The sequence below is a fragment of the Anaerobacillus sp. ABD4_527 genome (assembly GCF_056160805.1).
Genome location: NZ_JBSWXZ010000001.1, coordinates 1,776,164 through 1,795,767, shown reverse-complemented (window position 1 = coordinate 1,795,767; position 19,604 = coordinate 1,776,164). Strand labels below are relative to the sequence as shown.

22 protein-coding genes and 1 riboswitch are annotated in these 19,604 nt (G+C 40.1%); of the genes, 17 read left to right on the top strand and 5 right to left on the bottom strand.

The features are described 5' to 3' along the window. The first annotated feature begins 4 nt into the window (after nt 1-4). The gene (locus ACXAHI_RS09345; protein ID WP_474847283.1) at nt 5-784 is read left to right on the top strand and encodes a sulfite exporter TauE/SafE family protein; all 780 of its coding nucleotides are present in this window, start codon (nt 5-7) and stop codon (nt 782-784) included. 29 nt (nt 785-813) lie between these two features. On the opposite strand, the gene ACXAHI_RS09340 is transcribed toward ACXAHI_RS09345, so the two are convergent. Continuing rightward, nucleotides 814-2,103 (bottom strand): hemolysin family protein, encoded by a 1,290-nt coding sequence (locus ACXAHI_RS09340; protein ID WP_474847282.1) that lies wholly within the window; start codon nt 2,101-2,103, stop codon nt 814-816. A gap of 216 nt (nt 2,104-2,319) precedes the next feature. Here ACXAHI_RS09340 and ACXAHI_RS09335 point away from each other — a divergent pair, with 216 nt between their 5' ends. The 10 genes from ACXAHI_RS09335 (at nt 2,320) to ACXAHI_RS09290 (ending at nt 8,213) form a co-directional block, all read left to right on the top strand. Then, nucleotides 2,320-2,622, top strand: a complete 303-nt coding sequence (locus ACXAHI_RS09335; RefSeq protein ID WP_474847281.1) for an EthD family reductase — start codon at nt 2,320-2,322, stop codon at nt 2,620-2,622. A 107-nt stretch (nt 2,623-2,729) separates the two neighbouring features. After that, nucleotides 2,730-3,353, top strand: a complete 624-nt coding sequence (locus ACXAHI_RS09330) for a flavodoxin family protein (RefSeq protein WP_474848122.1) — start codon at nt 2,730-2,732, stop codon at nt 3,351-3,353. Nucleotides 3,354-3,650: 297 nt separating this feature from the next. Further along, nucleotides 3,651-3,827: a YjcZ family sporulation protein gene (locus tag ACXAHI_RS09325; protein ID WP_318246488.1), complete on the top strand. Its 177-nt coding sequence runs from the start codon at nt 3,651-3,653 to the stop codon at nt 3,825-3,827. Between the two features lie 37 nt (nt 3,828-3,864). Further along, nucleotides 3,865-3,951, top strand: a complete 87-nt coding sequence (locus ACXAHI_RS09320; protein WP_224880103.1) for a YjcZ family sporulation protein — start codon at nt 3,865-3,867, stop codon at nt 3,949-3,951. 152 nt (nt 3,952-4,103) lie between these two features. Continuing rightward, nucleotides 4,104-4,871, top strand: coding sequence for a DeoR/GlpR family DNA-binding transcription regulator (locus ACXAHI_RS09315; protein ID WP_474847280.1), 768 nt, complete (start codon nt 4,104-4,106; stop codon nt 4,869-4,871). 139 nt (nt 4,872-5,010) lie between these two features. After that, the gene (locus tag ACXAHI_RS09310) at nt 5,011-5,997 is read left to right on the top strand and encodes an LLM class flavin-dependent oxidoreductase (RefSeq protein ID WP_474847279.1); all 987 of its coding nucleotides are present in this window, start codon (nt 5,011-5,013) and stop codon (nt 5,995-5,997) included. A gap of 94 nt (nt 5,998-6,091) precedes the next feature. After that, a complete protein-coding gene (locus ACXAHI_RS09305; RefSeq protein WP_474847278.1) occupies nt 6,092-6,442 on the top strand; it encodes an IDEAL domain-containing protein in 351 nt (116 codons plus the stop codon). Nucleotides 6,443-6,511: 69 nt separating this feature from the next. Further along, complete coding sequence (locus ACXAHI_RS09300; RefSeq protein ID WP_474847277.1) at nt 6,512-6,928, top strand: RrF2 family transcriptional regulator; 417 nt, start codon at nt 6,512-6,514, stop codon at nt 6,926-6,928. A gap of 65 nt (nt 6,929-6,993) precedes the next feature. Beyond that, nucleotides 6,994-7,488 carry a Crp/Fnr family transcriptional regulator gene (locus ACXAHI_RS09295; protein ID WP_474847276.1) on the top strand — a complete coding sequence of 165 codons (495 nt, stop codon included), beginning with the start codon at nt 6,994-6,996 and terminating at the stop codon, nt 7,486-7,488. An 89-nt stretch (nt 7,489-7,577) separates the two neighbouring features. Further along, the gene (locus ACXAHI_RS09290) at nt 7,578-8,213 is read left to right on the top strand and encodes a nitroreductase family protein (RefSeq protein ID WP_474847275.1); all 636 of its coding nucleotides are present in this window, start codon (nt 7,578-7,580) and stop codon (nt 8,211-8,213) included. A 55-nt stretch (nt 8,214-8,268) separates the two neighbouring features. Here ACXAHI_RS09290 and ACXAHI_RS09285 read toward each other — a convergent pair whose 3' ends face one another. Then, nucleotides 8,269-9,615 (bottom strand): alanine/glycine:cation symporter family protein, encoded by a 1,347-nt coding sequence (locus ACXAHI_RS09285; protein ID WP_474847274.1) that lies wholly within the window; start codon nt 9,613-9,615, stop codon nt 8,269-8,271. 197 nt (nt 9,616-9,812) lie between these two features. Here ACXAHI_RS09285 and ACXAHI_RS09280 point away from each other — a divergent pair, with 197 nt between their 5' ends. Next, nucleotides 9,813-10,451, top strand: coding sequence for an SDR family oxidoreductase (locus ACXAHI_RS09280; RefSeq protein ID WP_474847273.1), 639 nt, complete (start codon nt 9,813-9,815; stop codon nt 10,449-10,451). Between the two features lie 164 nt (nt 10,452-10,615). Continuing rightward, the gene (locus tag ACXAHI_RS09275; RefSeq protein WP_474847272.1) at nt 10,616-12,025 is read left to right on the top strand and encodes an alanine/glycine:cation symporter family protein; all 1,410 of its coding nucleotides are present in this window, start codon (nt 10,616-10,618) and stop codon (nt 12,023-12,025) included. 62 nt (nt 12,026-12,087) lie between these two features. On the opposite strand, the gene ACXAHI_RS09270 is transcribed toward ACXAHI_RS09275, so the two are convergent. Both ACXAHI_RS09270 and ACXAHI_RS09265 read right to left on the bottom strand, forming a co-directional pair. Then, nucleotides 12,088-12,735, bottom strand: coding sequence for a class F sortase (locus ACXAHI_RS09270; RefSeq protein WP_474847271.1), 648 nt, complete (start codon nt 12,733-12,735; stop codon nt 12,088-12,090). A 46-nt stretch (nt 12,736-12,781) separates the two neighbouring features. Next, nucleotides 12,782-13,672: a DUF4349 domain-containing protein gene (locus ACXAHI_RS09265; protein WP_474847270.1), complete on the bottom strand. Its 891-nt coding sequence runs from the start codon at nt 13,670-13,672 to the stop codon at nt 12,782-12,784. Between the two features lie 77 nt (nt 13,673-13,749). On the opposite strand from ACXAHI_RS09265, the gene ACXAHI_RS09260 reads away from it, so the two are divergent. Together ACXAHI_RS09260 and ACXAHI_RS09255 are read left to right on the top strand one after the other, a co-directional pair. Continuing rightward, nucleotides 13,750-14,850 (top strand): mechanosensitive ion channel family protein, encoded by a 1,101-nt coding sequence (locus ACXAHI_RS09260; RefSeq protein ID WP_474847269.1) that lies wholly within the window; start codon nt 13,750-13,752, stop codon nt 14,848-14,850. 99 nt (nt 14,851-14,949) lie between these two features. Then, complete coding sequence (locus ACXAHI_RS09255; protein WP_474847268.1) at nt 14,950-15,483, top strand: hypothetical protein; 534 nt, start codon at nt 14,950-14,952, stop codon at nt 15,481-15,483. 37 nt (nt 15,484-15,520) lie between these two features. Here ACXAHI_RS09255 and ACXAHI_RS09250 read toward each other — a convergent pair whose 3' ends face one another. After that, a complete protein-coding gene (locus ACXAHI_RS09250; RefSeq protein WP_474847267.1) occupies nt 15,521-15,646 on the bottom strand; it encodes a hypothetical protein in 126 nt (41 codons plus the stop codon). A gap of 222 nt (nt 15,647-15,868) precedes the next feature. Next, nucleotides 15,869-16,045: riboswitch (cobalamin riboswitch) on the top strand. 138 nt (nt 16,046-16,183) lie between these two features. Here ACXAHI_RS09250 and ACXAHI_RS09245 point away from each other — a divergent pair. Both ACXAHI_RS09245 and ACXAHI_RS09240 read left to right on the top strand, forming a co-directional pair. Next, the gene (locus ACXAHI_RS09245; protein WP_474847266.1) at nt 16,184-18,415 is read left to right on the top strand and encodes a ribonucleoside-diphosphate reductase subunit alpha; all 2,232 of its coding nucleotides are present in this window, start codon (nt 16,184-16,186) and stop codon (nt 18,413-18,415) included. 11 nt (nt 18,416-18,426) lie between these two features. Next, nucleotides 18,427-19,464 carry a ribonucleotide-diphosphate reductase subunit beta gene (locus ACXAHI_RS09240; RefSeq protein ID WP_474847265.1) on the top strand — a complete coding sequence of 346 codons (1,038 nt, stop codon included), beginning with the start codon at nt 18,427-18,429 and terminating at the stop codon, nt 19,462-19,464. Nucleotides 19,465-19,604 lie beyond the last annotated feature (140 nt).

Sequence of the window (19,604 nt, the reverse complement as noted above, 5' to 3'; positions counted from 1 at the left end):
GCATATGGATTTTGGTTTTATTATTACAATATTTTTAATTGGATTTGTAGGCTCATATATATCAGGTATGGTTGGGATTGGTGGATCAATCATCAAATATCCGATGCTCCTGTACATTCCAGCACTTCTGGGTTTTACAGCATTTAGTGCTCATGAAGTTTCAGGAATCAGTGCTGTTCAGGTGTTCTTCGCTACCATCGGAGGTGTGTTTGCATACCGTAAAGGTGGATACCTTAATAAACAGCTCATTCTATATATGGGAGTAAGTATACTGATCGGAAGCTTTATCGGTGGTTATGGATCCAACTTAATGTCAGAACAAGGCATCAACGTTGTTTATGGCTTATTAGCAGCGATTGCAGCAGTAATGATGTTTATTCCTAAAAAAGGCATCGATGATATTCCACTAGATCAAGTGACGTTCAACAGATGGTTATCTGCAAGCCTGGCGTTTATCGTTGGGATCGGTGCAGGCATCGTAGGAGCAGCCGGTGCATTTCTATTAGTTCCGATCATGCTTGTTGTTCTTAAGATCCCAACAAGGATGACGATTGCATCATCACTTGCAATCACGTTTATTTCTTCGATCGGATCAACTGTAGGAAAGCTAGCGACGGGACAGGTTCTATTGTTGCCAGCGGCGATCATGATCATCGCTAGTCTAATCGCAGCTCCTCTTGGTGCAAACGCTGGAAAAAAAGTGAACACCAAGATCCTTCAATGGCTGCTTGCAGCTCTAATTCTAGGAACGTCAATCAAAATATGGGTAGATCTTATAATGTAAAAACAGCTGACGCATGTCAGCTGTTTTTATTAGGATTGTATTGCTCTAATTTCAACTTCTTTTACTTGATGGCCATCGATTTCCAATACTTTAAACTCATAATCCTCGAAGGTTAACGTTGTTCCTTGAGCGGGTTCCATGTCATGTGTAAGCACCCATCCTCCGATCGTGTCCACTTCGTCATCTTCAATCGTTAAGCCGAGATACTCATTTATATCACTGATGAGGGCTTTACCATCAACGATAATACGACCGTTTTCTTCTTTACGAATCGGTGGTTTTTCATCAGAATCAAATTCATCTTGGATTTCCCCAACGATTTCTTCAAGGATATCTTCTACTGTAACGAGACCAGCTGTACCTCCGTACTCATCCACCACGATTGCGATGTGACTATGTGTTTTTTGCATTTTTGCAAGAAGCTTTTTGATTGGAGTTGACTCGATCACATGATGAATCGGATGAATGTAATCTTCTAATGAAAGGTCTTCACCCCACTTGTATTGAGTAAGTACTTCTTTTATATTGACGACCCCTACAATCTTATCTTTATCGCCATCTGCAATCGGATAGCGGGTATACTTTCCACTTTTCATGATCGAGAGGTTCTCTTCTGTTGTGTTATCAAGGAATAAACAAGTCATTTCGGTTCTTGGTATCATGATTTCTTTTGCTAATCTTTCATCAAACTCAAAGATGTTATTGACAAATTCCATCTCTGATTGATTAATTTCGCCACTCTTGTAGCTCTCTGACAAGATGATGCGAAGTTCTTCTTCCGAATGGGCTTGTTCATGTTCATTTGCAGGGGGTAACCCAAGAGCTCGAACGATCCAACGAGCGGATCCGTTCAATGTGAAGATGAATGGATACATGATCCAGTAAAACCAAATGAGAGGTCTAGCCGTTAGTAAACTAACCTTTTCTGCTTTTTGAATGGCGAACGTTTTTGGTGCTAGTTCTCCAAGGACGACATGGAGGAATGTGATGATAATGAATGCGATCACGACCGTAATGGTACCAACCATTGCTGGAGGAAGGTCTATCAGTTCAAAAACCGGGTGCAGGAGATGCTCAACAGTTGATTCCCCTAGCCAACCTAATGCAAGGGCTGTAATCGTGATCCCTAGCTGACATGCAGAAAGGTAACCATCGAGATTTCCTAATACTTTTTGAACGGATTTCGCTCTTTTATTTCCTTCTAGTGCTAAAGAGTCGATTTTGGTTTTACGTACTTTTACAATAGCGAACTCAGATGCAACAAAGAAAGCTGTCAACAAGATCAGTATAATAACGACAATAATTTTAATGATTTCCAATAGAGCCCTTACTAACGTGTAAGGGTTCACCTCCTTACAATGGGTTACATCATTTATTATAACGATATTTTTCCTTAATAATGTGATGTTTAAACACCAAGTTACTCTATAGTTTCTTCAGAAATATGTTAATTATCAGCAGATGGCTTTTGTTAGCTTTCGTTCTACATAGTGATGTATGATGAAGCATAACCATAGCAAAGGAGAGAAAGCGAAATGGCTAAAGTAATCGTGATCTATAAGAAACCTACAGATGAAGCGAAATTCAGACAATACTATGAACAAAAGCATATTAAGCTTGTTCAGCAAGTCCCTTACAACCAGAAGGCCGATCTAAATTATGTAACGGCAGCGTTGAATACAGAAGAGTCTTATTACCTTGCTGCAACGATAGAGTTTGAGTCGAAGGAACGCATAAGTGAGGCGTTACAGTCTCCTGAATGGGCAAAAGTTACGGAAGACGCTGAAAATATGATGGAGTTTCTGTCTGAGCCGCCACTAGTGCTCATCACAGAATAAGATACTAAAAGCACATCCTTATTTCTACAGGGTGTGTTTTTTGTTTATGTTCTATTATTAGAAGGGAATGGTGGACTATAAAATTCAATTGATTTAAGAGAGGAGTTATAAAATTGAAGGCACTTTTTCTTAATTGCTCACTAAAGAATAGTAATGAACCTTCAAACACGGATGCGCTCTATAGAGAAGCAGAGTCGATCTTTCATGAAAAAGGCGTGGAGTCAGAGACAATAAGGGCTGCTGATTATAACATCTCGTACGGGATTTCAGAAGATGAAGGAGAAGGCGACGAGTGGCCCATCATTTTTGAAAAAGTGAAAGCTGCTGACATCGTAATAATCGGAACGCCACTCTGGCTAGGTGAGAAAAGCAGCGTAGCTACTCTCGTTATCGAACGGTTGTATGGTGGAAGTGGAATAACGAATGAGAAGGGGCAATCGGTCTATTACAACAAAGTTGGTGGTGTCGTCATCACTGGTAATGAAGATGGTGCAAAAAACGCGGCAAGATCCGTCTTATATGCATTTTCCCATATTGGGTTCACTGTCCCTCCTAATGTTGATACGTACTGGGTCGGCGAAGCTGGACCAGGTGCTTCATATATTGAAGCGAATGGACATAAGAATGATTTCTCAGTGGGTCATGCCAAAACGATGGCTCATAACCTCATACATTTTGCAAATATGTTTCAACAAAACCCAATCCCTGCAATAGGGAACACAATGGAATAGGTAACGATAAGTCCTCATACGTTGAGGGCTTTTTTTAATGGTGAAAAAGCTCTCACTCTTCGATTCAACCCTACATATTCTAATATACAAAATGTTTTGGGAGGAGTTCTTATGGATGAATTGATTATCTTGCTAATCCTTTTTATTCTCCTAATTATCATTTTGCTTTTTGTAGCGGATGTGTTCTAAACACGTGACCAAGGTTTATAAATCTTGCCAAATATGGTTAGATGCCCATCCCTAACAATCAATGTTCACATATAGTATTAGTAACCTTCGAGGAAAGGGGGTTTTCAGATGAGCGGTGGAAAAGAAAACGTGCGCCCTGCTGGATACGGTAAAGGGTTCGCATTGATCGTAGTATTGTTTATCCTTCTAATTATTGTTGGTGCAGCGGCAGTTGGAGGAGCTAACACAGGACCATGCTGCTATGGAAAAGGTGGTTATGGCGGTTACGGCGGTTACGGCTACTAAACCTTTCTTATATCTCGATTAGAAGGGAGGTTTTTTTATGAGCTATGGATGCGGTCAAGGTTTCGCGCTAATCGTTGTTTTGTTCATTCTATTGATTATCGTAGGAGCAGTTTGGGCTTACTAATATAAAGAAGGCACCCTTTGATGGGTGCTTTTTCTACTCCCATCTGATGTGTTTGCTTATAAACACTTACAGTTTAACTTAAATTACTTAAAATAATTGATTTTTTCATTACATAAACTTATAATGGTATTGAATGGAAGTGAGGTGTGCCGATGTATCAAGAAGAGCGCATGCTATCGATTCTTGAATACCTAAAGCAGAATGAACGTATTTCAGTCGAACAAATATGCGAGCTATTTGAAGTTTCGAGAGATACTGCAAGAAGAGATCTTGTTCGTTTAGAAGAAGAAGGAGCTGTAACACGAACGAGAGGTGGAGCAGTTTTACCTCAATTGCGTCACGAAATTAAATCCTATCAAGATCGGCTTTCTTTAGTTACCAATGAAAAACATCTTATTGGACATATAGCAGCAGAATACATAAACCCTGGTGATATCGTTATTCTAGATGCTTCGACTACTGTGCAAGCTTGTGCTGAATTCTTGATTGAAAAGCGTGCTGTCATCCTTACAAATTCGATTCAGCAAGCTGACATCCTTTCTAGAGGAGCGGACCTCGACATCCACCTTCTAGGCGGGAAGCTTGAAAAGGAGCACTTTTTTCTTTATGGATCGAGTGTTGTGGAAAAGCTTGCTTCATATAATGCAGATGTAGCATTTATAGGAGTGGTTGGAATCACTGAACAAGGACTGACCATTGCACATGAAGAGGATGGCATGGTGAAGCGTAAAATGATTAATCAAGCGAAACGTGTCATCGTTCTTGCTGATTCCACGAAGTTTGGACAGTCAGAGTTTTTTACATTCGCGAAGCTTGAAGATATCGATGTAATCGTTACTGATAAGATGCCGGAACGTATGTATCAACAAATGCTCGAGCATCATGGTGTTGAAATAGTAATTGCTGAAAGCACATCCTAGCTCAAATAAACTGGACCGGCGTAACCTAACGGGCGTGACGGTCCGTTTGTTTTTTAAGCAGATTTATTGGAGAGAATACAAACACCTGTTATGATTTAACTGTAATAATTTAATTTACAAATCGAGGAGATTGTTATATATGAAATTAAGCGTTTTGGATCAGTCACCCGTATCAAAAAATAAAACAGCTGTCGAAGCTTTAAAAGAAACTACGGAACTTGCAAAAGAAACTGAGAAGCTTGGTTACCATCGATTTTGGGTATCTGAGCACCATAGTACAAAAAGTCTTGCAGGCTCTAGTCCTGAAGTGTTGATCGCTCACCTCGCAGCGAACACGAGTCATATGAAGATTGGGTCTGGAGGGGTGTTGTTACCTCATTACAGTTCATATAAAGTAGCGGAGAATTTTAGGATGCTTGAATCTTTAAATCCCGGCCGTATCGACCTTGGTCTAGGTCGTGCTCCAGGTGGTATGCCGAACGTTACAAGAGCATTGGCAGACGGAAACCGTAGAGATATCGACCGGTATCCTGAACAAATCGATGAGCTTACAAATTACTTAAATGGGCGTGCTTCTTCTTATCATGTTCATGCAACACCACTTGGAGACACAAAACCTGACATATGGTTACTAGGATCAAGCGGTGGTAGCGCAAGAATTGCTGCGAACAAAGGATTATCATTTTCGTTTGCTCATTTTATAAACGGGAATGGTGGTAGCAGCGTAGTTGATAAATACATGGAGCGTTTTTCACCTTCAGAGTTTAACGACACACCAAAAACAAACGTAGCCGTTTTTGTTGTATGCGGCGAAACTGAGGAAGAAGCAGAGTATTTAGCTTCTAGTCTTGATCTTGCTATCTTATTAATCGAACAAGGGAAATCAGGTACTGGCTTCCCGTCACCCGACGAAGCGCTGCAATATCCATACTCTGTGTTTGATAAAGCAAGAATCAGGGAAAACAGAAATCGTATAATCGTAGGCGACCCTAAGCAAGTAAGACAGCAAATCGAAGAGTTAGGTAACATGTATCAAACCAATGAAGTCATCGTAAATACGATAACGTACGATTTTAACGCGAGGCTTAAATCGTATCGTTTACTAGCAGAAGAGTTCGGTCTTTGATCGAAGCTCTTGACAAATCTAACTGTAATATTTATTATTACATTATGCGATGACGCAGTTGGAACACGATAATCTTCCATAAGGAGGGAGAATAATGATGAACCAACTTCATCAACAATCTCAATTTACTAAAGGTGAATGGGTAAAAGGCAAATCAGTTCATGATGAGTTAGTGAAAGGATTTGTAGATTCAGTAAATGATTATTTAGGAACGATCAAGATATATGTACATGAATGTGATAACCCAGAGACAGTCGGAAAGGTTATCGAAACATTTCAAAATAGGGTTTCATTGTTGGAAAAGCAGGATTTTGAGCATGACGAAACGTATCTTTTAAACTTGATCGATCTAGCTCTTATTACAAAAGATAAGAAATGGTTTTTAGAACTTTCGGCGCAGCTCAACGCTGTACGAAATAAGTCAAAAGAAGCGATTGCCTGTTAAAATTTTCTTGCAAGGTACAAAAGGAGTACGATAGGATGGAATTGAAGAAAGTGTTAGGGGGCGCTAAAATTGAATAGTGATTTTACTCTTGCAGTGCATAGTCTGGCTTTATTAGCAATTAAGCCTGGACAAATGTCAACAAGCGACTACCTTGCTGGCAGTGCTTCCGTCCATCCTGTACGTATGAGAAAAATTCTTAGTTTATTAAAGAAAAATGGATACATTGTCTCCAAAGAAGGTGCTGGTGGCGGCTTTACATTAGCATGCAAAGTCGAAGATGTTACGCTCGATAAGATTTACTCGTTAACGTCGATTGGTTCATTGAAGCCTAAGTGTCCCGACGCGAATCAGTATTGTCTTGTGGGAGCGAACCTATCTGAAGTCCTTGGTGACATCTTCACCGATGCTGAAGATCATTTAACATCATTTTTGAAGAAATACACCATTCGTGATATTATACAAAGCCTGAAGCAAAAACAATTATAATGATTGTTTTTGTTTTTGGGATAACTGTAACAAAATAATTTCTAATTATTTGGGGGTGAGCGAACATGGTAAGTTTGGCATTGAGTAAAAGTGAAACGAAGTTTGAAACAAAGGATTGGAATAAGTTAGAGCGATCCGGGAGAAAGTTGAAGCGGAATGAAGGAAGGTTCTTAATTCGACCTAAACATACGAATCGTGATGTCTATATCATTCGCCAAGGAAACGTAGCGATTTATCAGCAAGATGAAAAAACGCCACTTGCAGTTCTTGGACCAAATGATGTACTTGGGAACAGATCGATTTTTGTGCATCAAAACCTTTATGCCAAAGCTATAACTGATGTTGAGCTCATTCAACTCGATCAAGCATCCTATCGCTCTTTGTACCTGGCATATCCAGAGCTTGCAATCAAGCTTACGACAGAGCTATCAAAATTAAAGTTAAAGCTTGATTTTCCAGATCAACTGCCAAAGTCGATTCTTGCAGTGTTGAAAAAGAATGCAAAATCCTTGCTGAACAAAGCACCTACTAAAAAAGGTAGATACTGCCACAACTGCTAAACAATGATGTTTTATAACTGTAATAAAATATGTTACATTATAATAGAGACGAAACTTAGAGATAAATGGATAGGAAAGGGAGAGGAAAGATGACAACACAAGTTGAACAAAAGCTAGATGCTCTTGAAGTAATGAAAGAGCGTCACTCTGTAAGAAAGTACGAAAAAGGGGTTAAGATCCCTGATGAAGATATGAATGACATTCTTAATGCTACGATTGAAGCGCCGTCATCATGGAACCTTCAACACTGGAAGTTTCTTGTGATTGAAGATGATGAGAAAAAAGAAAAGCTTCTACCGATTGCTTTTAATCAGCAACAAGTTGTAGATAGCTCTGCAACAATCGTAATTCTTGGAGATACAGAAGCAAATCTGCATGCAGAAGAAATTTACGGTCAAGCTGTAGAGAATGGTTTTATGGATAATGCAGTCAAGGAAACACTGGTTTCTCAAATTAATGGAGCATATGAAAGAGAAGGCTTCGCGTACAGTGAGGCAGTAAAGAATAGTTCTCTAGCTGCTATGCAGCTTATGCTTGCAGCGAAAGCTAAGGGATATGATACGATTCCGATGGGCGGCTTCAATCCACAAGCTCTTATCAACGAATTCAACATTCCATCTAGATATGTCCCTGTTATGCTGATCTCAATTGGTAAAGCAGCAGCTGAAGCACATGCATCTTCTCGTTTCCCAGTAGAGCGCGTAGTGATCAAAGATAGCTTCTAATAGAATAGATAAAGAGAGTGGCACCCAAGCTGGGTGCCACTTTTTTTGTGAATGATCACATGCTTTGAGATTGAGCTTCTCGTTTTTCTTCTTTTACCTTTTCAAGGAAACGTTTCGTTTCGGCAACGACGACTCCAGAAAGACCTAATAGTCCGATCAAGTTTGGTAAAGCCATCAGGCCGTTAAAGATATCAGCTAGCAGCCAAACGACATTAAGTTTAAGTGTTGTTCCAACAAATACTGCTAAAACAAAAACGAAGCGGTAATATTTGATCGAACGTTCACCAAACAGATAAGAGAAACACTTTTCCCCGTAATAAGACCATCCCAATACTGTTGAGTATGCAAATAGAATCAAACCGACCGTTACGATCAGCGCACCAGGTACTCCTAGGAACTTCTCAAAAGTAGCCGTTGTAAGTGCAGCACCGTTCAGATCGCCCATGTAGAGGTCACCCATTACGAGAGCGATACCTGTAATTGAACAAACAACGATCGTATCGATGAATACTTGTGTCATTGAAACGAGTGCTTGACGACCAGGGTAGTCCGTTTTAGCAGCTGCTGCAGCGATCGGAGCGGAGCCTAGGCCAGCTTCATTTGAGAAGACTCCACGAGCTACACCATAGCGGATTACAGCACCAATAGCTCCCCCTGCTACAGCTTCACCAGTGAAAGCATCAGAGAAAATCAACGATACGGCAGCTGGAATGAGATCGATGTTCATAAGGAGAACGATTAAGCCGCCGATCACATAGAAAAGCGCCATAACAGGAACGAAAAACGCTGTAACCCGCCCAATGCTCTTAATCCCACCAAGAATAACGAGACCAGTAAGAACCATTAAAATAAGACCAGTAATCCATGGAGCGATTCCAAACGTTGCTACGGCGTCTGCAACAGAGTTCGATTGAACCATGTTTCCTATCCCGAATGCTGCAAATGCTCCGAAAAATGCAAAGACCATTCCAAGCCATCTCATGTTGAGTCCTTTATCTAAATAGTACATCGGACCCCCTGACATCTCTCCGTTCGAATCTACCGATCGGTACTTTACTGCCAGAATAGCCTCAGCATATTTAGTAGCCATTCCGAATAAAGCACTGATCCACATCCAGAGCACAGCTCCTGGTCCCCCTACGAAAACCGCTGTTGCTACCCCAGCGATATTTCCCGTACCGATCGTAGCAGCAAGAGCTGTCATCAGTGCCTGAAAGTGAGATATGTCACCTTCTGAGGATTTATCTTGTTTCTTAGTAAAGGCTTGCTTCAATGCATACGGTAGCATCGTAAATTGCAAGAATCCTAGCCGGATAGTGAGAAATATTCCTGTTCCTACCAAGAGGATCAAGAGAGGCCATCCCCACACGAATCCGCTAATGTTATTTAATACAGCTTCCAAAATAATAGCCCCTTTCATATGTAGTTCAATACTAAATATTCTAACAATTTACCATAAAAACCTTTTAAATTACATAAATCGACTCATTTTAGTTCAAAAAAAACATTCGCAATTAGTTATAGCGCTTTCATGTGTTTATTTGTATTACTTATGAGGAAAATAACAGAGGTGAATGGATATAAAGGAGGAAGATAGTTGTGAAAGTACTTGTAATTGGTGCAAACGGACAGGTAGGAACACATGTAATAAAAAGCCTTGCAGAAAAAGGATACGATCCAGTAGGGATGGTTCGAGATACTGACCAAGTGAAAGCCATTGAAGATGCAGGTGGAAAAACCGTACTAGGTGATCTAGAGAAAGATTTTTCTCATGCCATGTACGGATGTGAAGCAGTCATCTTTGCAGCAGGTTCAGGTCCACACACTGGCGCAGATAAAACGATTCTTATCGACCAAGAAGGTGCGATTAAATCAATCGACGAAGCAACTCGACAAGGAATCAAACGCTTCGTACTCTTAAGCTCAGTAGGAGCTGACCATCCTGAGCAAGGTCCAGATAATATGAAACATTATCTGTATGCGAAAAAACGCGCAGATGAGCATTTAAAATCCACAAATTTAACGTACACGATCCTTCGACCAGGAAGCCTTTCGAATGATCCTGCTACTGGACAAATTCGCGCAGCAGAAACCCTCGAAGATAAATCTGGTCAGATTCCTCGAGAAGACGTGGCTTCCGTATTAGCTGAAATCGTAGAGAATGAAAATACATTCAATAAAACGTTTGAAATCTTAAATGGTGATCTTACAATAAGTGACGCTCTAGGACAGTTATAAAAGGAATTTCTACTGAGAGACCTGTTGAGGGTCTCTTTTTCTATGGGAAGAACGAATGATTTAATCGGACTAGTTTGTTTTAATAATTGACGAAAAAATAATTCTGATGGTAATGTATAAAGGTCGTCAATTGAAAGCGTTAACACGTTGGAGGAGTAGAGGGAATGGACATCTTAGAACTGCTAAAAATAGTAAATGGATTTTTGTGGGGAGCACCAAGCTTAATCCTATTGTTCGGAACTGGTGTTTTTTTAACACTTATCCTTAAAGGGCTTCAGTTTAGAAAGCTAGGCTATGCATTTAAGCTTGCTTTTACGAAAGAAAAAGCCGAAGACAACTCTGCTGAGGGAGATGTTAGTAACTACAAAGCACTTATGACATCTTTGGCTGCTACGATCGGTAACGGAAATATAGCCGGTGTAGCTACTGCGATCACGATCGGGGGCCCAGGTGCTGTTTTTTGGATGTGGATTGTAGGGCTGGTTGGCATGGCGACCAAGTACGGTGAAGCCCTTCTTGCGATGAAATATCGTGTGAAAAATGATAAAGGTGAGTATGCCGGTGGACCGATGTACTATGTTGAACAAGGTCTTGGGGCAAAGTGGAAGTGGCTTGCGATATCATTTGCATTATTCGGTGCGATCGCTTCCTTAGGAATTGGAAACAGTGTTCAATCGAATACGATTGCGAGTGTAGTTGATGAGAGCTTTAATATTGATGGATGGGTAACAGGAGTAGTCGTTGCAGGACTTACCTCTCTGATTATTTTCGGTGGTGTAAAACGTATCAGCTCTGTAGCAGGATTCTTCGTTCCAATAATGGCAGTTCTCTACATAGTTGGAGCATTGATCATTATCATCCTGAATGTTGAAGCTATCCTACCTGCGATGAAGTTAATCTTCACATACGCATTCTCCCCAATTTCAGCTGTTGGAGGTTTTTCAGGCGTAATCGTAATGGAAGCAGTTAAATCCGGAGTTTCAAAAGGAATTTTCTCAAATGAGGCTGGTTTAGGTACAGCCGCTCTTATCGCTGGCAATGCAAAGGCTGAGCACCCCGTGCGACAGGCGCTTGTGGCGATGACAGGTACTTTTATCGTGACGATCATCGTTTGTACGATGACGGCGTTAGTATTACTCATTACTGGATTTTGGGATCCAACAGGTGGAGAACTCTCAGGTGTCGTCCATAATGCGGATCTAGAAGCAGGTGCATTGACTACGGCTGCCTTCGGATCGAGTCTAGGTATTATTGGAGAGTACATTGTCACCTTCTCAGTCATCTTTTTCGGGTTCTCAACGATTATTGGTTGGTATGTGTATGGATATAAATGTTTTGAATACCTTGCAGGTACAAAATTTACTACGTACTATGGATTTGTCTATATCTTCGCATGTTTTATAGGAACAGTGGCTAATCTGACGACTGTTTGGGCATTTGCAGATATGGCGAATGCGCTTATGATGATTCCAAACTTAATCGCTTTACTATTATTGTTTAAAGTGATTAAATCTGAAACTGATGACTATTTCAATCGATATTTAAATGAGGTAGAAATCAAAAAAGCTAGTTGATTGCATAATGAAAGACGCTTCGACCTATAGAATAGGAGAAGCGTCTTTTTTCTGTTAAATTACTAGTCTGCTTTGAGCTCAGTGAACACGACGAGTCGTTCTTCGTGTGTTCCATGAGACTGACTGAAGTTACCAGTGCACGTGATGAGGTTCAGATTTGCATCATTACTTGGTCCAAAGATTTTTTCAATAGGTGCATTCTGAAATGGGTACCTTTCTTTCCCTGTTACAACGAACGTAAGTGTTTCTCCATCCTTACCTGTTACGTATACTTCATCACCTTCTGATAGATCTTCAAGGTGATAGAAAACAGATGGTCCAGATTTGCTATCTACATGACCTGCTATGACGGAATTTCCGGTCGTGCCAGGCTTGAAGCCAGGTTCAAACCATCCGACATTTACGTGGTTGGATGGAACACCCATCTGTCCGTTTTCCAAAATACCTACATTCTCAACTTTTGATTTAACTTCAATAGAAGGGATCTCGACAGATACAGGGATTATACCTTCTTCACTCGACTCTGGAATTTTATTTGCATTTTCATCGATCGATTGTTTTACGTTGTCATACGCTACGTCACCATTTTCAATCTCTACTTTCTTAACTGGTTCTGAACCCGTTTCAGCTGTTGATGAATAGTTATTGGTATATCCAGCAATCAGGAGAAAGATGATGGCTGCAGTAACTAGAGACATGACTATTTTCATCGTATCACCTCGTTTGCTCAATTGTAGATTTAATAAGCTAACGATATTAATGGATATTTGGATCACTTTTTTTTCTTCTACGATTGCGTATGAAGAAAAGTAGGGTTAAAGCTGCAAGTGGCACGAGCACAGGAGATAATCCAATGAGCACAACAACCGTCTTCGAGAAGAAGGATAGAATTCCATTTGCTGTTTTCATAAACAACTGTTTTGCTTCGGCGATCGTACTCTTATCACCTTCTCCGAAAGCAGGGACTTTAATTTTCTTTTCTTTTAAAGAAACAGTCACGGTCGAATAGTCACTTTGATTGTTTAAATAGTTCATACGCCCTTTTAACTGCTCGATCTCTTCTTGGACTCGAGACAAATCGTTTGAAATAGCTAACAGATCCTCCGTTTTTTCAGCTTTTTCTAAAAATGTTTGGAGCCTATCTCTCACATTTTCTTTAGCTTTCAGCCTTGCTTCTAAGTCTACAAATTCTTCTGTAACATCAGTTCCAGTAACCGATTTTTCTGGTGTACCTTTACCAATTGTTTCAGCTTCATCAAGAAAAGGGTAAAAGTTATCTTGAGGGACCCTGACTGTCATCGAACCGTAGTTGATCTCTTCTTCAGAGAACGTTCTTGATTCTACAATATACCCACCATTTGCTTCGAGAAGCTCTTTCAATTGGCCTGTGGCATCAGAAAGATCCTCTACAGTTAAAGATAAATTAGCGTTAAAGATAACTTTTCGATCTGTTTGAAGTTCTGGCATCTTCATCGTTTCGTTCGTAGAGCTGGATTCGGAAGCGCTATCTTTTGTTTCGCCTGCACTTCTATCCATCTCTTCTGAGAGTGGCTCTCCGCTGTCACCACTTTCTGACTGTTGATTAGAGCTGCAGGCAGTAAGTATAAGCATTACTATAACAAAGCTAAAAAGTAAGTACTTTTTCATTCCTTAACCCCCTAGATCACTATATACAACATAACGTGTTGATAACGGAATAGGTTACATGTGACCATTCACAATTCTTGCTAAAGGAGGTTTTTACTTTTTTATCTCCATTCTTTGAAAGTTCAATTGCTAAAGACACGTTCATTACAATTGCCGTTATTATAGGTATCCTTTTGTTTAGGTTCATCGTTAAAGCGCTGTTCTTTAAAAGAAAAGGTTTAGAAAAAAAGGAGAGTAAGCATGCAGTCCTTTCATTCCTAAACTGGCTAACGCTATATGCCATCATCGTTTTCTTGCTTCTCTACTTTTCTGAGTATGCCTGGATGAGCCGTGAGCTGTTCACGATTGGGGATGTTGAAATATCTTTGCTGCTTCTTCTCATCGCATTGTTTATCATTACGCTTGCGAACAGGCTGTCAAAGATATTCACCTCACTACTGATGCCCCCTTTGTATGACCATTACCGGCTCGATACAGGGCTTCAATTTACATTTAATCGAGTGTTCCATTATACCTTGATGGTAATCGCAGTGATTATTAGCTTGACTACTGTTGGAATCGATTTAAGCGCATTGACCATCTTCGCAGGTGTATTAGGTGTAGGAATTGGCTTTGGTATGCAAAACATTGCTAACAATTTCATTTCAGGTCTTATTATATTATTTGAGCGTCCCATCAAAGTAGGTGATCGCGTGATAATTAATGACATCATCGGAGATGTTGAGCAAATTAAAATGCGAGCAACAATTATACGAACGCTTGATAATGAACGAATCATCATGCCTAACTCTTACTTTATAGAAGAACAGGTCGTTAACCACTCTTACGGAGATAATCGATTGCGTCTCGTCGTACCAATCGGAGTTGCTTACGGTTCAGATGTTGAACTTGTAAGAGAGCTGCTCCATCAAGTTGCAAAAGATGAGAAAGAAGATTCGATGTATGTACTTGAAAAACCAGAACCGTTTGTAAATTTCATCGGGTTCGGTGACTCATCCTTGGACTTTCAGTTGTTCATTTGGATTTCTTCTCCAAAAGCAGCGGTCGTGACAAAGAGTAATCTTAATTTCCGAATAAATAAGGTGCTTGCAGATCATAATGTTGAAATTCCCTTTCCTCAACGTGATTTGCACGTGAGGAGTCTGGATGGCACGGTCATTGAAAAGCTAAGGAAATAAAATCACACAATTTCACACACTTTTTTCGCAATTTCTTCCACAATTATTGTCCATAATTAAGTTTGTAAGGATAATAATTTGAAGGGAGATCGAAAGAAAATGAAAAAGTGGTTACTAGGTATTGCAGGTTCAGTTGTACTTGCAGGTGGAATTGCTGGAGTGAGTGCAAACGCGGCATCTGAAGAGGGTGCACAAGTAGACGGTACTGAGGTAGTTCAAGAACAAGGACAGGTGAAAGGGCATCACCATAAGCGAGGTTTTCATAAAGAAGGAAAAGGAAATGAAAATCATGAATTAATGGGATCGATTGTTGAGAAACAAGAAAAGCTAATCGATTTATTGCTCGATAAAAATGCCTCAGCAATTGATGGCGTTGAAGAATTACAAACTGAGTTAGCCGACGTAAATGAGCAGTTAAATGCACTTCATGAAGAAGCAAAGGCTGCTCATGAGAAATTGAAAGCACAAAAACAAGAATGGAAAGATAGTGGCGAAAGACCTGAGCTTACAGATGAAGAGAAAGAAGAAATGAAAGCAAAGTTCAGTGAAATGAAAGAGAAACGTGAAGAAGCAATGGCATTAGCGAAAAAGAAAGATGAATTACTTACTGCATTAATTGAAAAGGTAAGCTAACGTAAAGAGATAGGGTTTCCTATCTCTTTTTTTATGCTCATGATTTTTGTGATAAGTGATTCATGATCTCCTTATTTTCTTCTTCACTAAGCAATCCCATTTTATAACACAACTGTGTATATCCGGCTAGTTTTTTTAAGCATGTGTGCTGCTTTTTACTCATAAGCTTATCTCCTTTTTCCTTAAGGAAACATTTTTAGGTATAAACAATATATGCTGGAAATGAAAGATAGTGTTAGGCTTTAGAAAGACTTTATACCTAATCACACATTAATTGATTTTTTCTTCTTGTTAGATTACAAAATGTGCGATAAGATAAATACATCGATATTTTGTGTTTCGTTTTTGTTTTAGACACTATATATTGATTTTGTGGTAGTTAATTAAATAGTGATTGAGTATGCGGTGTCGTGAAACGACTTAATAGGGAATCCGGTTTTAATCCGGAGCTGTCCCCGCAACTGTCGTGTGGACGAAGCAAATGCCACTGGATGAGGATCCGGGAAGGCTTGCTGAGGAAGAAGCACGTAGCCAGTAGACCTGCCGATGCTCAGAAACGTTTCTATTCTTCGGGGATTGAGGATGAGAAGTGGCAGAAAGAATGCAGGGTTATCCCTGGATTCTACCCTTGTCGTATTCTCAAAAGCTCACTCATAGAAGAGTGAGCTTTTTTATTTTGCTAAAAAAAGGAGAGGGTTAGATGAGTTTAACGGTTGCTCTAGAGGACCATGAGATCATAATAGAAGCAAAAAACATTCTTAAGCGTTTTTCAAATCTTGATAGTGAAGGGTTCTTTAACAAATTAGGAAGCGGTGTATCTGGAGAAATGTCGAAGGGCGATGTTGAGCACATGTTAATTTTAAATGCGCTCGAGCGGATTAGAGCCGAAGAACCAGATTGGACATATGTAGCAGCGTCATTTCACCTTCAGTCACTTTATGACAGAGCCTCGCACATACGAAGAGAAGAACAGGTGTATGGGAAAGGGGCATTTTATCGCTTATTGAAACGACTTACGGATCAAGGGATCTACAACGCGGATCTTCTTAAGTACTATAGCGAACAAGAAATTGAACACCTTGCAGCAAACATAGTCCCTGAGCGTGATCATCTATTTACTTATATCGGGTTAAGAACACTTGCAGATCGGTACCTCACAAAAGATTACGAAAAAAACACTCTGGAACTTCCTCAGGAGCGCTTTCTCATTATCGCGATGATGCTGATGATGAAGGAGTCGGAAGATAAACGTTTGGAACGAGTGAAGGAAGCCTACTGGGCCATTTCAAATCTCTATATGACAGTTGCAACGCCCACTCTCGCGAATGCAGGGAAAACATATGGGCAACTTAGTTCATGTTTTATCGATACGGTGGATGATAGCTTGCGAGGCATCTATGACAGCAACACTGACATTGCGACAGTGTCAAAAAACGGAGGTGGAATCGGTGCCTATCTAGGGAAGATTCGAGCTAGAGGCAGTGACATTAAAGGATACAAAGGGAAATCATCTGGTGTCCTCCCTTGGATGAAGCAACTGAATAACACGGCAGTAAGTGTGGATCAGCTAGGACAGCGACAAGGTGCGGTCGCAGTTTACCTCGATGTTTGGCATCGAGACATCATTGAATTTCTTGATGCAAAGCTGAACAACGGTGATGAGCGGATGAGAACACATGACCTTTTTACGGGAGTGTGTATACCAGACGTATTTATGGAAACCGTCGAAGAACGTGGTGAATGGCATCTGTTTGATCCTCACGAAGTTCGGAAAGTGATGGGGTTTTCCCTAGAAGATGCGTACGATGAACGTGAAGGCGATGGAGATTTCAGAAGAAAATACGCAATGTGCGTAAACAGTGATACATTATCTCGAAAAACCATACCAGCCATCGATATTATGAAGCGCGTTATGAAATCGCAGTTAGAAACAGGTACGCCATTTATTTTCTATCGAGATGCAGTGAATCGAGCCAATCCGAATAAGCATGCAGGTATGATCTACAGCTCGAACTTATGTACTGAAATTATGCAGAACATGAGCGCGACGACTGTGGAAGAAGAAATAACAAAAGACGGAAAGATCGTAATTACCAAAAATCCTGGCGATTATGTGGTATGTAACCTATCGAGTATTAATTTAGGTCGAGCAGTCCCAGCAGGTGTTCTCGAAAGGCTAATCCCAATTCAAGTTCGAATGCTTGATAATGTCATCGATTGTAACACGATTGAAGTTCCACAAGCTCAACTTACAAATGAAAAATATAGAGGGATCGGACTTGGAACTTTCGGTTGGCACCACCTCTTAGCGAAGAAGAAGCTCGTTTGGGAGTCTGATGAAGCTGTTGAGTTTGCGGATCATCTTTATGAAACGATCAATTATTTAGCGATTGAAGCGAGTTCGGAATTAGCTCGTGAAAAAGGGAGTTACTCGATGTTCGAGAAATCGGACTGGCATACTGGCGCTTATTTTGATTGTAGAAACTATTACGATGAAAAGTGGAAAACACTGAAAGAAAAAGTGAAGAAGCAAGGTCTACGCAATGCTAATCTACTAGCTGTTGCACCGAATAGCTCCACAAGTTTAATAGCAGGTTCCACAGCATCGATCGATCCAATTTTTCGTAAAGAGTATTCTGAGGAAAAGAAAGATTACAAGATACCTGTTACAGCACCTGATTTATCACCTGAAACGACCTGGTATTATAAGTCGGCTTATTATATCGATCAATTATGGAGCATTGAACAAAATGCTGCGCGTCAACGCCATGTCGATCAGTCTATTTCGTTTAACATCTATGTTCAAAACACGATTAAAGCAAAGGAACTGTTGAACATACACATGACAGCATGGAAAAAAAGGCTAAAAACCACGTATTACGTGAGAAGTACATCAGTAGATATCGAAGATTGCGAAAGCTGCTCAAGTTAGGAGGAAGAGGTATGAATACAATCCAAAAAAGAAAGATCTATGATATTTCAGCTCCCAATCGCTCGAGTGGGATTATTAATGGCAAAAGTTCGAACGTTTTAAACTGGGACGATACAAGATTCAATTGGACGTATACAATGTATAAAAACATGTTGGGTAATTTTTGGACGCCGTTTGAAATCAACATGTCTTCAGACGTTAAACAGTGGGACTCCTTATCCAACGATGAACAGGATACGTTCAAGAAAATTATTGGTCTACTAGCGTTTCTTGATTCCATTCAAACTGATTATTCGAGTAAAGTAGCTGATTATTTAACAGATTCTAGTTTATCTGCCTTAATGCAAGTTCTTTCTTTCCAAGAAGTTATCCATAATCAATCTTACAGCTATGTGCTTTCATCACTAGTTTCAAAACAGGAGCAGGATCGAATCTTTGAATATTGGAAGCATGACGACATCTTACTTGAGAGAAATGAGTTTATTGCATCCGGTTACGAGAGGTTTGTAGAAGACCCGACGCCTCAAACGTTTTTTGAGTCGATCGTATATGACGTTATTTTAGAAGGCTTGTTTTTCTATGCGGGATTCGCGTTCTTCTATAACCTCGCCCGTAATCAAAAGATGGTATCGACATCTACGATGATCAATTACATTAATCGTGATGAGCAGCTACACGTTACTTTATTTGCGAACATTGTAAAAGAATTATTTAATGAACAACCTCAGCTAAATACAGAAGAAAACCATCGATTCATAAAGGACACGTTCAAGAAAGCAGCTGAGTTAGAGATGAAATGGGGGGAAGCAATCATAGGAAATAAATTTATTGGAATTTCACAAAATGAGCTTAATGATTACATTAAATTTATGACGAATAAACGTGTCAACCAACTTGGAATAGACCGGCCATTCGATGGCTATCGAGAAAACCCGATGCGATGGATTAAGGCGTATGCAGATGTGAATTCTGGAAAGAGTGATTTCTTCGAACAGAAATCCAGGCAGTATACAAAAGTATCAGACGATAATGGCTTTGATGAGTTGTAGAAGAAGAATATACTTATTTTAGTAGGTTCTTAGCATGTAGAGAAAGTAAGGTTTTGGATTAGTAGTAGGAGAGACGATCGCGGACTCCTGCGGTAGAACGGGCGGCCGAGACCGGAGGTGCGGGTTTCACCTCGGGCTTG

Coding starts and splice junctions, on each gene's coding strand:
- ACXAHI_RS09325 (WP_318246488.1), top strand. CDS start 3,651: ATGAGCGGTGGAAAAGAAAACGTGCGCCCTGCTGGATACGGTAAAGGG.
- ACXAHI_RS09255 (WP_474847268.1), top strand. CDS start 14,950: ATGAAAAAGTGGTTACTAGGTATTGCAGGTTCAGTTGTACTTGCAGGT.
- ACXAHI_RS09305 (WP_474847278.1), top strand. CDS start 6,092: ATGATGAACCAACTTCATCAACAATCTCAATTTACTAAAGGTGAATGG.
- ACXAHI_RS09290 (WP_474847275.1), top strand. CDS start 7,578: ATGACAACACAAGTTGAACAAAAGCTAGATGCTCTTGAAGTAATGAAA.
- ACXAHI_RS09345 (WP_474847283.1), top strand. CDS start 5: ATGGATTTTGGTTTTATTATTACAATATTTTTAATTGGATTTGTAGGC.
- ACXAHI_RS09245 (WP_474847266.1), top strand. CDS start 16,184: ATGAGTTTAACGGTTGCTCTAGAGGACCATGAGATCATAATAGAAGCA.
- ACXAHI_RS09315 (WP_474847280.1), top strand. CDS start 4,104: ATGTATCAAGAAGAGCGCATGCTATCGATTCTTGAATACCTAAAGCAG.
- ACXAHI_RS09265 (WP_474847270.1), bottom strand. CDS start 13,672: ATGAAAAAGTACTTACTTTTTAGCTTTGTTATAGTAATGCTTATACTT.
- ACXAHI_RS09240 (WP_474847265.1), top strand. CDS start 18,427: ATGAATACAATCCAAAAAAGAAAGATCTATGATATTTCAGCTCCCAAT.
- ACXAHI_RS09250 (WP_474847267.1), bottom strand. CDS start 15,646: ATGAGTAAAAAGCAGCACACATGCTTAAAAAAACTAGCCGGATATACA.
- ACXAHI_RS09275 (WP_474847272.1), top strand. CDS start 10,616: ATGGACATCTTAGAACTGCTAAAAATAGTAAATGGATTTTTGTGGGGA.
- ACXAHI_RS09310 (WP_474847279.1), top strand. CDS start 5,011: ATGAAATTAAGCGTTTTGGATCAGTCACCCGTATCAAAAAATAAAACA.
- ACXAHI_RS09335 (WP_474847281.1), top strand. CDS start 2,320: ATGGCTAAAGTAATCGTGATCTATAAGAAACCTACAGATGAAGCGAAA.
- ACXAHI_RS09320 (WP_224880103.1), top strand. CDS start 3,865: ATGAGCTATGGATGCGGTCAAGGTTTCGCGCTAATCGTTGTTTTGTTC.
- ACXAHI_RS09295 (WP_474847276.1), top strand. CDS start 6,994: ATGGTAAGTTTGGCATTGAGTAAAAGTGAAACGAAGTTTGAAACAAAG.
- ACXAHI_RS09270 (WP_474847271.1), bottom strand. CDS start 12,735: ATGAAAATAGTCATGTCTCTAGTTACTGCAGCCATCATCTTTCTCCTG.